This is a genomic window from Geotalea uraniireducens Rf4 (assembly GCF_000016745.1).
Classification (GTDB): Bacteria; Desulfobacterota; Desulfuromonadia; order Geobacterales; family Geobacteraceae; genus Geotalea; species Geotalea uraniireducens.
Genome location: NC_009483.1, coordinates 4,252,309 through 4,264,911, shown reverse-complemented (window position 1 = coordinate 4,264,911; position 12,603 = coordinate 4,252,309). Strand labels below are relative to the sequence as shown.

The 12,603-nt window shown below is 55.9% G+C and carries 12 protein-coding genes; 8 read left to right on the top strand and 4 right to left on the bottom strand.

Annotated elements, in window-relative coordinates:
* Positions 1-87: 87 nt before the first annotated feature.
* The 7 genes from GURA_RS18540 (at position 88) to GURA_RS18515 (ending at position 5,183) form a co-directional block, all read left to right on the top strand.
* Positions 88-624: a DUF2269 family protein gene (locus tag GURA_RS18540; protein WP_011940445.1), complete on the top strand. Its 537-nt coding sequence runs from the start codon at positions 88-90 to the stop codon at positions 622-624.
* 93 nt (positions 625-717) lie between these two features.
* The gene (locus tag GURA_RS18535) at positions 718-906 is read left to right on the top strand and encodes a hypothetical protein (RefSeq protein ID WP_041245552.1); all 189 of its coding nucleotides are present in this window, start codon (positions 718-720) and stop codon (positions 904-906) included.
* Between the two features lie 136 nt (positions 907-1,042).
* A complete protein-coding gene (locus tag GURA_RS18530; RefSeq protein ID WP_011940444.1) occupies positions 1,043-2,683 on the top strand; it encodes an aspartate:alanine exchanger family transporter in 1,641 nt (546 codons plus the stop codon).
* Positions 2,684-2,712: 29 nt separating this feature from the next.
* Positions 2,713-2,892 (top strand): hypothetical protein, encoded by a 180-nt coding sequence (locus GURA_RS18525; protein ID WP_011940443.1) that lies wholly within the window; start codon positions 2,713-2,715, stop codon positions 2,890-2,892.
* Positions 2,876-3,040, top strand: a complete 165-nt coding sequence (locus tag GURA_RS25450) for a DUF3175 domain-containing protein (protein WP_011940442.1) — start codon at positions 2,876-2,878, stop codon at positions 3,038-3,040. The genes GURA_RS18525 and GURA_RS25450 overlap by 17 nt, the downstream gene beginning before the upstream one ends.
* 113 nt (positions 3,041-3,153) lie before the next feature.
* Positions 3,154-4,101 (top strand): alpha/beta fold hydrolase, encoded by a 948-nt coding sequence (locus GURA_RS18520; protein ID WP_011940441.1) that lies wholly within the window; start codon positions 3,154-3,156, stop codon positions 4,099-4,101.
* Positions 4,102-4,232: 131 nt separating this feature from the next.
* A complete protein-coding gene (locus tag GURA_RS18515; protein ID WP_011940440.1) occupies positions 4,233-5,183 on the top strand; it encodes a transposase in 951 nt (316 codons plus the stop codon).
* A 77-nt stretch (positions 5,184-5,260) separates the two neighbouring features.
* Here GURA_RS18515 and GURA_RS18510 read toward each other — a convergent pair whose 3' ends face one another.
* From GURA_RS18510 to GURA_RS18500, 3 genes are read right to left on the bottom strand one after another with little or no spacing between them, the layout of a single operon-like run.
* On the bottom strand, positions 5,261-5,368 hold the full coding sequence (locus GURA_RS18510) for an RCKP-type rubredoxin-like domain-containing protein (RefSeq protein ID WP_011940439.1): 108 nt from the start codon (positions 5,366-5,368) through the stop codon (positions 5,261-5,263).
* 22 nt (positions 5,369-5,390) lie between these two features.
* A complete protein-coding gene (locus tag GURA_RS18505; RefSeq protein WP_407639373.1) occupies positions 5,391-6,812 on the bottom strand; it encodes a M16 family metallopeptidase in 1,422 nt (473 codons plus the stop codon).
* On the bottom strand, positions 6,812-8,305 hold the full coding sequence (locus GURA_RS18500) for a M16 family metallopeptidase (RefSeq protein WP_011940437.1): 1,494 nt from the start codon (positions 8,303-8,305) through the stop codon (positions 6,812-6,814). Before GURA_RS18500 ends, GURA_RS18505 begins: the two co-directional genes overlap by 1 nt.
* A gap of 151 nt (positions 8,306-8,456) precedes the next feature.
* Here GURA_RS18500 and GURA_RS18495 point away from each other — a divergent pair, with 151 nt between their 5' ends.
* The gene (locus GURA_RS18495) at positions 8,457-9,743 is read left to right on the top strand and encodes an IS701-like element ISGur14 family transposase (protein ID WP_011937817.1); all 1,287 of its coding nucleotides are present in this window, start codon (positions 8,457-8,459) and stop codon (positions 9,741-9,743) included.
* 328 nt (positions 9,744-10,071) lie between these two features.
* Here GURA_RS18495 and GURA_RS18490 read toward each other — a convergent pair whose 3' ends face one another.
* Positions 10,072-12,579: an MtrB/PioB family decaheme-associated outer membrane protein gene (locus tag GURA_RS18490; protein WP_011940436.1), complete on the bottom strand. Its 2,508-nt coding sequence runs from the start codon at positions 12,577-12,579 to the stop codon at positions 10,072-10,074.
* Positions 12,580-12,603: the final 24 nt, after the last annotated feature.

Below are 12,603 nucleotides of genomic sequence, written 5' to 3'. Positions count from 1 at the left end.
AAAGTATACGCATCGAACGGTATACATACTTTATTTTAGTCGGCGGATTGCCGACAATTATACTTGGGCTCCAGGAGATGCCCTGGTATGCAAACGCTTCCGGAATTTCACCGTATTCGACTGTTCCTCAAGTACCTTCATATCATTTCCTCATGCCTCTGGGTCGGCGCCGGCTTTAGCGTCATGGTCCTCCTCTACCTGAGCCGCCTGGCCGGCAGCGGCGATGCGCTGTTCGCTTTCAACGTCGGCATCCAGTATCTGGACAACTTTCTCATCATTCCCTCTGCGGCCCTCTGCTTTCTGAGCGGGGTGGCGCTCTGTTTGGTGGCCAACCTGCGGCTCACCTCCTGCCGCTGGGTCGTCACCAAGTGGACCATTACTGTGGCGGCGATGGTTTTTGGCTCCCTCTGTCTTGCCCCATGGATGAGGAGGCTGGCTGCGCTGAGCGATGTCCTCGGCTTCGGCGCCTTTGCCGACCCGGATTATTTTCGCACCTATTACGTGGACGTGATTTTTGGCGTCCTCCAGACCATCGTCCTCCTCTACCTGATGCTCATCTCTGTCTTCAAACCCTGCACCGGCTATCGGAACTGCGTCCATTGCCGGGAGCGCGACAATGGATAAGACGGATGGATTGGGCAAAAACAGACTTAACTTCCTCAATACTTCCGCCGATAAGTTAAATGCTCCTGCATACAATTAATCCCGGAGGTCTGCATGAAGGGTGCAATGTTTGAGACGGTGAAAAATGGGCAGTGGCCGATGGTCAAGGAATTCAACCTTGTCCTCGGCAAGAAACGGACACCGGGAATAAAGCGGTTTCTCAGGTTTGTCCAGGCGCCCCAGGGTCAGAAGATAATAAAAAAAGGGGATGCGGTGCCGTCGAAATTTAAAATCGATTTTTAAGAGCTTTCCTTGTCATGCCGCATGGGACTCATCCTCCGCAAAAGTCGTGGTTGCTGGTGGCTGTTATTGTCAATATTTGGGCTATACTTTCCGATAAGAACGACATCACCCATTCCTTTTAATGATTGGTACGCGCATGCTCAAAATACTCATTGATAATCCCCTCATGCTCCTTTTTCTTGTGGCCGCCATCGGCTATCCCCTTGGCAGGGTCAAGATCCGCGGCAGCAGCCTAGGGGTGGCGGCGGTCCTCTTCGTCGGGCTGGCCATCGGTTCCCTTCACCCGGATCTGAAATTGCCGGAGATCGTTTACATCTTAGGCCTCGGGCTGTTTGTCTATACGGTCGGCCTGTCCAGCGGTCCGGCCTTTGCCGCATCTCTCCGGCGCGAGGGGGTGCGCAACAACCTGCTGGTAATCGGCATGCTCCTCTTCGCCGTCGGACTCACCATCATCGTCCAGAAAGTGCTCCACCTGAAAGCGACCCTGACCGCCGGCATGTTTTCCGGCTGCCTGACCAACACCCCCGCCCTGGCCAGCGCCCTGGAGACCATCAAGCACACTGTGCCTGCGAGGGCGCTTGAGCAGATGCTGGCTGAGCCGGTAGTCGGTTATTCGATCACCTATCCCGTCGGCGTGATCGGCGTGGTGCTTGCCGTCAGCATCGTTCAGCGTCTCTGGCGGGTCGATTATGCTGCCGAGGCCAAGAGGTTGCGTACCTTCGGCGCGAGCAACGAACCGCTTCTCAACTGCACCATCCGGGTGACACGCGACGACCGGGGGGCGAAGACCATTGAAGAGTTGAGCCGCAGCCTGAAATGGGACGTCATGTTCGGCCGCATCAAGCGGGGAGAGCGTGTTTTTCTCTCAACGCCGCAGACGATCCTTGAAGCGGGCGATATGGTCATCGTGGTGGGGACCGTGGAAGATCTGCAACAGGTTGCCGCCTTCCTCGGTGGACTGAGCAGCGAGCATATCGGGCTTGACCGGAGCGAGTACGACTATCGCCGGATTTTCGTTTCCAATCCCCAGGTGGCCGGGCGCACCCTGAAGGAGCTCAACCTGCAGGAGCGCTTCGGCGCGGTGTTGACGCGGGTGCGGCGCGGTGACGATGACTTTCTCCCCCACGACGAGATGGTGCTGGAGTTGGGGGACCGGGTGCGGGTGTTGAGCCACATCGATCAGATGGAGGCAGTGAGCGTTTTTTTCGGCGACTCTTACCGGGCGGTCAGCGAGGTGGACATCATGACCTTCAGCCTTGGCCTGGCGCTCGGGCTCCTGCTCGGCATCGTCCCCATACCCATGCCGGGTGGGATCACCCTCAAACTCGGCTTTGCCGGCGGGCCGCTGATCGTTGCCCTGATTCTTGGGACCGTCGGTCGCACCGGCCGGATGGTCTGGAGTCTCCCGTACAGCGCCAACATGACCTTGCGCCAGATCGGGCTGGTCTTTTTCCTCGCCGGGGTCGGCACCCGCGCCGGCTACAGCTTTGTCTCGACCTTCACCAAGGGGGGAGGGGTGGCGATCTTTGCCGCCGGCGCGGTAATCACCTGCATCACGGCGCTCGCCACGCTCTGGATCGGACACCGGCTGCTGAAGATACCCATGAGCCTCCTCATCGGCATGGTCGCCGGCATGCAGACCCAGCCGGCAGTGCTGGGCTACGCGCTGGAACAGACCGGCAACGACCTCCCCAACATCGGCTACGCCTCGGTCTACCCGGTGGCCACCATCGGCAAGATCCTCGCCGTGCAACTTTTGCTCCTTCTCCTGATGTAAACGAGCCGGAGTACGAGAAACGGGACGGGGTGGGCGATTTCAGCTTCGGCGGCAAGTACCGCCTTTTCGACGAGGAGAAAGAGCCTTTTTTACTCGTTGCCGGACTGGATATCAAGTTTGATACTGCAGGCGGGGGGAACGCCGGTACCCAGACAACCGACGTGAGTCAAAGCAATTGCATTATCTTTAAAAATGTCAGCAGCGAATAGTATTCGAAGAAAAGCAACTCCATTTCGTTCGGCAATGTCAATGCTTGTATTCTATATTAATCGAGCTGGGAAAAACTTGGATAGAGAACAGCTGAAAGTCCTTGAAGTTGCAAAAGATGAATTACGAAAACTTTATGGTAAAGTATAAGGAATTCATCACCAAAAAAATTGCCGAACAATCGCTTCAACCTGACAAGCCCCCTTCGCAGGTTAAGCGTATGTTATGCGGAGCGTACACGCGATCACAAAAGGAGGAGAATCATGAATTCAACGAACATCGTTACTCGAATTCCCGCGGTCATGTATCGCACCGTCGAAATCGATGGGCAATCGATCTTCTATCGCGAGGCCGGTTCGCGGGAAGCGCCTACCCTGCTATTGCTGCATGGTTTTCCGACGTCCTCGCATATGTACCGAGATTTGATCCCTGCCCTGGCGGACCTGTTTCACTTGGTGGCCCCGGACTACCCCGGCTACGGGAACAGTTCGATACCTAGGGTCGATGAGTTCGACTACACCTTCGATAATCTCAGCGAGATCCTCGACAAGTTCACCGTGAAACTCGGGCTCGAACGTTACAGCCTGTACCTGATGGACTACGGCGCTCCAATCGGCTTCCGTCTGGCCGCGAAATATCCCGAGCGTGTCGAGTCACTGATCATCCAGAATGGTAACGCTTACGACGAAGGGATTGACAACAATTTCTGGGAGCCGATCAAGGAGTACTGGAAAGATCGTGGGGCCATCAACAAGGGTCTTGACAACGAATGGTGGAAAAATATCAAGGCTGCTTACAAGCAGCCCAATATGTCGAACGAAGACGCGCTCCGCTTCCTCTTGACGTTAGAAGCAACGCAGTGGCAGTACACCAACGGGGTTCGCAACAAAGAGGCGATCAGCCCTGACAACTGGCACGTCGACCAAAGACTGCTGGATCGGCCAGGCAATGCGGAGATCCAACTGCAACTGTTCTACGACTACGGCAGCAATCCGCCTCTATATCCCAGTTGGCAAGCATATTTCCGCCAGCACCAGCCGCGGACGCTGATCGTGTGGGGCGCGAATGACGAGATTTTCCCGGCGGCGGGTGCCCATCCGTACAAACGGGATTTGAAGAATCTCGACTTCCACCTGCTGAATACGGGACATTTTGCTCTCGAGGAAGACGGAGATGTCATCGCAAAGCATATCTGTGAGTTCCTGGCCTAGAAAGCGTGAAGTGGGGCTCAAGTGTGGCGGGGCAAATCATGGGGTCAGGCAAATCATGAAATCATGGTGAAATCATGGTGAAATCATGGGGTCAGGCTAGACATTCGGACATTTGTTGATATCCTGTAAACATGGCACGTAAACCTCGCATTCATTATCCCGGAGCCGTCTATCACGTAATACTTCGCGGCAATGCCGGCCAGCCGATTTTCTTCAAGGATGCAGACCGCTTCCGGCTCTACCTCTTTCTGCAGGAATCCGTGGAAAGATTCGGCTACCGCATTCATGGCTTTTGCTGCATGACGAATCACATTCACCTTGTCGTACAGGTGGCTGACACCCCTCTCTCGCTCATCATGCAGAACCTGTCACTGCGCTATACAAAATGGGTCAACTACACCCAAGGGCGCACGGGACATCTCTTCCAGGGGCGATACAAGGCGCTCCTGTTGGACGCGGACGCGTACCTGCTGGAGCTCGTGCGTTATGTCCACCTGAATCCGGTTCGGGCAGACATGGTGCCGCTTCCGCAGGAGTACCCGTGGAGCGGCCATCGCGCCTATCTCGGCAGTGAAGTGCTGCCGTGGCTGACTACCGAATGGGTGCTCTCGCTGCTTGGCCGCAGAACCGATTCTGCCCGCAAGGCGTATCGGCAATTTGTTGCCGATGGAATGGGTGAGGAACGAAGAAACGAGTTTCACAGCGGAACATGCGAAGGGCGTATCCTCGGTGACGACGGCTTTGCCGACGATGCGCTGCATAAAGCCAACCAGTTGCGTAAGCGGGAGTGGACACTGCCGGAAATCGTCGCCTCCGTCTGCCGTCGATACGGAATCGCTGAGGAACAACTGAAATCGCCGGGCAAGACCCGGCCTTTCAGCGAGGCGAGAGCGCTCGCCGCAGTGATCGTGCAGGAATCGCCGCACCTCTCCCTGACGGAGTTGGGGAGGCTCTTCAACCGTGATGCGTCCGCCCTTGGTAAAGCGGCGCAAAGAATGCTGTCCCGCTCACGGGCCGATGTCGAACTGGCCGCGAATATCGAAGATGTGCGGGGGGCTTTGAGTAAATGTCCGAATGTCTGACCTGACCCCAGAAGTGTGTGTTCTGATAGCTGCACACAAGAAGGCCTCCATCGTTTCCGATGGAGGCCTCTATTCATCTATTCCGTCTTTTCAAAAGTTCCCTTTTCCTGGCACTGCGGGCATTTTTGCGGTTTGCAGCGCCCTTCCTTGGTAAATCCGCAAGCATTGCATTTCCATGTGGCCATAGTTCCTCCTGTTGTCCGTTGATTATTTGCCGTTCTCCAGCTTGATCTCCCTCACCGGTCCCAGGGTGGCGAGCGGCTTGTCGAACTGCTTCTCATTTCCCACCACCACGAGCACCAACCTTTCCGGGTGGAGGTATTTCTGCGCCACGCGCAGCACATCTTCTTTCGTCACCTTGGATATGTTGTCCCGGTAGTTTTCCAGGTAGCCGGCGGGATAGCCGTAGTATTCGAGCCGCAGCTGCTGGTTGACCACCGCATCGGTCCGAGCGAAACCGAAGATGAAGGAGTTGACGATGGCATCCTTGGCCAGCTTCAGCTCGTCGTCGGTGACCGGCGCCCTGGTCATGCCGGCGATGATGTCGCGCATGAGGGTGACGGCCTTGACTGTCGATTCGCTCTTGGTCTCCGTTTCGGCGAGGAAGATGCCGGGGAAGCGCCTCCCCACATCGAAATAGCTGTCCACGTTATAGGCCAGGCCCTGGTTGGATCGGATCTCCGTGGTCAGCCGCGAGGTGAAGCCGCCGCCGAGGATGTAATCCATGACCCTGATGGGGTAGAGGTCCGGGTTGTTCTTGTCGATCCCCGGGTGCCCCATGCGGATCACCGACTGGTTGATCTCCTTTTTCGCCAACAGCACTTCAGGCTTTATATCCTGCTGCAGCGGCGCTACCGCCGGGAAGTCGACCGAGACTTTTTCCCAGCCGGCAAAGGCCTTTTCCAGCGCGGCCACGAGCTCTTTCCTGTCAAAGTCGCCGGCAACCGCCAGCATCATGGTGTTGGGATGGAAATAGCGCTTGTGGAAGGCTGCCATGTCGTCCCTGGTGATGCTCTTCACCGACCCGATGGTCGGATAACGGCCGAGCGGATGGTTGGGGTAGAGGGCCTTTCTCAGCTCCCGGTCGGCGACCCCCTTGGCGTCGTCGTTCTGCCTGCGCAGGGACTCGATGGTCCGGTTCTTCGCCAGCGTCACCCGGTCTTCGCGGAAAGCGGGATGCATGACGACATCGGCGAAAAGTGAAAGCGTCCGGTCGAGGTTTTTCTTCAGGCTGCTGAGGGAGACGTTGCCCACGTCGGCGCCGATACTCGACTCGATGGACGACGCCATGAATTCAAGCTCTGCGTCCAGCTTTTCCGGCGGTGTTTCCATTGTCCCGCCGCTCCGCATCACGGCGCCGGTAAGGCCGGCCAGGCCGGCCTTTTCCGCAGGTTCGTAGATACTCCCGGTGTTGACGTAGGCGGTCATGCTTACCAGCGGCAGTTCATGGTCTTCCAGCAGGTAAACCACCATCCCGTTGGCGAGCTGCACCCGCTCGCTTTTGGGGATTTCGAACGTAAGCTTGGGAAAGGTCATGGTGCGCGGGTCAACGGCTTTTTGCGTCGCAGCGCAGGCAGAGAGAGAAAGGATTGCTGCTGCCATAAGCAGGAGTCTCTTCCAGTTGGTCATCATTTTGCCACCTCCTGTTTGGTAATGACGCCGATGGTCCTGTTTTCCCTGACCAGGTATTTCTGCGCCACGCGCGCCACGTCCGCCGGCGTGACGGCAGCCACCCGCTGCCTGTGCTCGATGAGGTAGCGCCAGGTGCCGGCGGTTGCCTCATATTCGGTAAGGTTTCTTGCCAGCCCGCCGTTTGAAAGCATCTGGCGGGACTCTTCGAATTCCAGCTTGTTGAGAATCTGTTGCAGCTCGCGCTCGGTGACCGGCTCTTTCTTAAGTCGCTCCAGCTCCTCGTAAATCGCTGATTCCACCTCCTGCACGGTGTGGGGGGCACGTGGGGTGGCAGCGATGACAAACAGATTCGGGTAGCGGCTACCCGGTGCGGTAAAGGAGGAAACGTCCGTAACGAGCTGCTTTTCCACGACCATCTTCTTGTAGAGGCGGGAGGTGCGCCCGTCGGCCAGGAGCATGTCGATGACGTCAAACACGTAATCGTCTGCGGCCGGCAGCGTCGGCTTGTGAAAGCCGATCATCAGCTGCGGTTCGGCATCGGCCAGGACCTCGATCCTTTTTTCCCCCCGCTGCCGCGGTTCTTCAACCGCCACCGGCCCGACCGGTGTGCCGGGAGCTATGACGCCGAAATATTTTTCCACAAGGGTGATGATTCTTTGCGGGTCGATATCGCCGACAACGGCCACAATGGCGTTGTTGGGGGCGTAATATTTGTGGAGGAACGTCTCGGCCTTGTTGCGGGAGAGGTTTTCGATGTCAGACATCCAGCCGATGGTCGGCTGGCCGAATGGGTGGGCGACGAAGGCCGTGGCAAGAAAGTTTTCCCACAGCTCCCCTTCAGGCTCCGTGTCGTAGGAGCGGCGTCGCTCCTCCATCACCACGTCCCGCTCGGTGTAGAATTCGCGTAGCACCGCGTTCTTCATCCGGTCAGATTCGATTGCAGCCCAGAGCTCCATCTTGTTTGCAGGCATGTTGATCAGGTAAGTGGTGCCGTCCTTGCTGGTGAAGGCGTTGTAGCCGGAGCCGCCGTTTCTGGCGTAGATCTGGGCGAACTCCTCCTTTACCACGTACTTCTCCGCATCTTTTTCCAGGCTGTCGAGCTCTTTCTTCAACTGGTTGATCTTTGCCTGGTCCCCCTTTTCCCGTTTGGCCTTTTCCAGCATGAGAAGCTGTGCCGTCTGTTCGATCTTGTCCAGAAGCGGTTTTTCGGCGGCGTAGTCGGTTGTCCCAAGGGTCTTTGTCCCCTTGAACAGCATGTGTTCCAGGAGGTGGGCGAGCCCTCGCTCGTCGCTCCGTTCGTCCGCGCTCCCCACCTTGAAGCGGATCCATGCGGCAACCGTCGGCGAGGTGTGGCGCTCCACCATGAGGAGTTTCATGCCGTTTTTCAAGGTGTGTTCCTGCACCTTGTCCGCCAGACCCGCCGCATGGGCGAAGGGGGCGAGGAGTGCGAGGCACAGGGCGAGAAGGTAAATCCGATGCACTGCCTTCATAAAGAGAACCTCACAAAGTAATGGATTGGCTGCAATCGTCGGTAAAGATACCACCAACGTCTTCGGTAAATCAACGGGGAAAAACCGCGTCAATTAATACTACTCCGACACATAGCTTGATATAATCTGTTTCATGTGATAATCTCTGCGAATGACAACAGAGATCGTTTTCCCCGGCATCGAAGAATATATGGCTCCCTATTATGGCTATTTCCATCGGTCAGAGAGCCGTGAACTGGCAGAATGTTACTTGGCCGGCCTGCTCATGGACGGTGAGCGCAAGTCAGTTGAACCCATGTCAGAGAAGGTAAACGCATCTGAACGAAGTATGCAGCGCCTCCTTTCGACTGCCAAATGGGACGATCAACTTGTTGCTGAGCAATTCCGCCGTTCCATGCTTGACGTCACTTCCGACCCGCAGGGGATCCTGGTTCTTGATGATACCGGGTTCCCTAAGAAAGGGTACGACAGTGTATGTGTTGCCCGGCAATACTGCGGTGCATCAGGCAAGACTGACAACTGTCAGATTGGCGTAAGCATGACGTATGTCGGCAGAGATGTCGCCTGGCCATATGCCATGGAACTGTTCGTCCCGGAATCCTGGGATCAGCAAAATGATGATTGCACCGCAAAGCGTAAAAAGGCTCACATGCCGGAGTCAGTGCACCATAAGTCAAAATGGCGCATGGCACTTGATTTTGTTGACCTGGCCCGAAAAGACAATGTTCCCCATCGTGCAGTCCTTGCTGACAGCTGGTATGGCAACATTCCGGAGTTTCGCAAGGAGCTTGAGTCCCGCAGTGAAAATTACATCCTGGGAGCTTACTCCAACACCCCGGTATTTCTTGAGGAGCCGGTCTTTGAAATTGCGCCAGTCAAAGAGCATAAGCGAGGGCGTCCACGAACTCGCCCTAAGGTAGTCTCCACAAACCCCGAACCGGTCAAGCTGTCGGTACTGGGCGAAAGCATTGCCGATGATGCATGGCAACGGCTAGAATTGAGGCTCAATTCCAAGGACAAGCCACTTGTTGCAGAGGCCGTCTCAATGAGAGTGTGGCCGGCTCACGGATGGCGGCAGGGCAATCATCATGAACAAGTCTGGCTCCTGATAGAGCGCCGCCCCCTGAACCTGGGTGGATACGAGCTTCGCTATTTCTTCAGCAATATGCCGCAGCATCTGGCAACGATTGACCTTGCCCGCCTCTACCATGAACGTTATTGGATAGAGCATGGCTATCAACAGCTAAAGGAAGAGCTTGGCCTTGATCACCATGAAGGGCGCTCATGGAGCGGATGGCATCGACATGTGCTCCTGACGTCCCTGGCATATGGCTATCTGACACTGTTGCGTTTGCAGCAAAAAAAACAGAAGAGTGCGACAGCGCGGAGCAACTGGATTCAGAAAAAATCGACACTGGCCAACGACGCTTTGTTCTGAAAACCAAACACCTGGAAAAGTGGCGCCATCGTTGCTGTTCTCTTCGTTCCTCTGAGCGATGGAGGCGGAGGCAACGACTCAAAGGCATGCCGTCCTTGCCTGACATCAGGCATCAGATTGCAAAGCTTCTGGTGCGAATATTGAAATGTTAAAGAACTATATGTGTCGGAGTAGTATTAAACATTTGATGAAATTCCCCATATCAGACCATATCCGCAAGGTACATTTTTTACCTGTCTCCGAAGTGAAGGGGTGAAACCGACTAATTCAATTGGCCAAAAAAAAGCGCCGTTGCCGGCGCCCATAACACGCATGAAGGAGGTCATGCTTAAAACTTGTAACTAAGGTATGCCCCGGCCACATGTGCGTCGTAGCTGAAGTTGTTGGCACCGGTAAATAAGTACTTGGTGGTGTTCTCAACAGACGCGCCGGCCATATACGCCGATGTGTTGACGAAATCGTCCAGTTTATACCACTCATAGAGGTAAGTGACACCCGCCTTCAGGTTCTTGGTGAAGTTGTAGCCGATGTCGGTCTTGAGCTCCTGGAGACGGTTTCTGACTGTCGGCCAGGACTGGCCCAAGGCGTTTGCCAGCTTTACTGCCCCGTTAGGGTTGACGGTATTGAAATCCATCTTGCTGTTAGAGAGATTGTAGCTGGTGTTCACGGTCAGCTTGTCGGGAATGACCTGGACCGTCGCACCCACCCCGAACGTGTCGACCTTCTCATAGATGTCGGTGTTCCAGTAGTTTTCCGGATTGAACGGAGCGCCGCCAGGCGGGATGAGGCTGTTAAGCGACCCATTGAAGGCATCGTCTTTCGCTGCCGACTGCATCGCCCCCTTGCGGTACTCCTTCACATAATTGGCGTAGAACGACAGGGCCTCGGATGCAGCGTAAGCAATGTCGATGGCGCCTGTGACGTTTTCGTTCTTCTTGAGACCGAACCTGTTGTCGTTACCATACTTATCATTCAGGTACTGGCCGGATAGCCCCACCGTTAAGGCCTCCACAGGCATCATCTGTAAGCGGAGGTCGGCTTTGTGACGGACCCGGTCAGCCCAGTCGTAGTTGGCCAGTCCCACAGCCTCGGGGTTTTCTGCGGTGTTGCCCGGTTTGTAGCCGTCAACGCTGCGGTGGGCGTAGCGGTAGTTACCCTTGAGTTTGGCCGCCTTGAACGGCTTGAAGATGAAGCCTCCTCCTGCACCCAGTTCGTTGGTGCCGTCGATTCGGAGCTGCTCCCGGTCCCATCCTTCCCAGAAGCCTTCGACCATGACGGTGAGCGGCTTCATCAGGTGGTAATCGATGGCGAGTTCGGCATTTTGACGGGTAAAGGAAAGGGCCTCGTTGCGAACCGGGGCATCCTGGCCCGAAGTGACGTCGTTCTTCTCCGTTCTCCAGAACGAATCACCGAAGGCCGAGTAGCCGGGGAAGGTGATGTTGTCGGACCTGTTGTCGTAGTCATAGTAGCGATAGCGGGCTGTCACGGTCAGCGGTTCAACCGGCTTGCTGGTCAGCTGGTAACTCTGGAACAGGGTCGCTACTTTGCCGTTCAGGTCTTGCTGTGGCAGGTTGGCGGGATTGGTCACATCAAAGCCTGGTCCGGCGGTGCCTGCAATTAAGCTGATGGCGCTGTTCCTGGTGTAGGGGGCAAAGGCCTCGTCCTGGGTGATCCAGCCGTAGCTGATGGTGCCGGACACCCTGCTGTGCAGCGGCAGTTCAACCGAGCCGGAAACGGCCAGGTCATGGGACTGGCTGTCCGGTGTGAGGGACATCTGACCGGTGGCAGAACGGCCCCTGTTGAAGGGGTTTGCCGTGCCGACGAGAGCCGGAGGAGTGGCAGCTGCATTTGTAGCGGTTGCGTCGGTAATCCTGAAGGGGTTGTCCCAGGTCAGGGTCGATACCTTATTATCGAAGTTGGTAAAGGTATATTCGACGTCAGCCAGCCAGTTCTTCTTGTAGACGCCGGTGCCGATGTTCAGGGTGGTGGTCCGATAGTCGATGGTCTCCGGCAGCTCGATCCCCGCTGCCAGAAAGAAATCGACGATATGGCCGCGGTCTCCTGCGGTAGTGTTGCCGTTATTGTACCGCTCGTAGGTGCCTTGGTTGATGCGCCTGGTGCCGATACGTTTCTCGTTGCTTATCTTTGTCCAGACCTTTGCGTCGTCCGAGATCCGATAGTCGAAAGCGAAACCTGTTTTTTCCCTCTTCAGGCCAAGCTTGATTGTGTTGGCGGACCCGTACAGATTGTTGACGATGCCGGTCATGCCCGCGTCCTGGGCTTGGTTCTGGGCGTCAGCCGGATTGATGAAAGCGCCGCCTGCGGTATTGGTAACGCCACCGGGGGGAGGTGCATATGTCAGCCGCTGGCTCCGCAGGATCTCATTTGCCTGCAGCTGGCTCTGGATGACATCGCCAATGGCGTATCGCCCCCCTCCCAAATCATTCAGCAGAAATTTGCCGCTGCTGAAGTTATGCGGGATGCTGTCATAGAAAAGGCCGAAATTATATTTTCCATGGACCCCGCCGTTTAACTGGTAGAACTCATTATCCTGTACCGGATTTTTTATCTTGACGTCGAGGAAGTAAGGGGTTGTGTTGCCATCGCCTTTAAGGCGGAAGTCATTGATCAGGAAACCGTTCTGTACGTCCCGGTATTCTTCGAACTTTTCGCGAGATCCATCGATGATCTTCTGCTGAACTCCCGCATTGATTCCGCCACTGATGGTCGCCTTACCTTCCATAATATCCGTATCCGCTTGCGCCGCTCCCACTGTCGCAAAGAACGACAGGAGCATGGCCAGCGTCATATGTTTATAACTTTTTCGCTTCATCATGCTGCCTCCTTTGATTTGTGATCG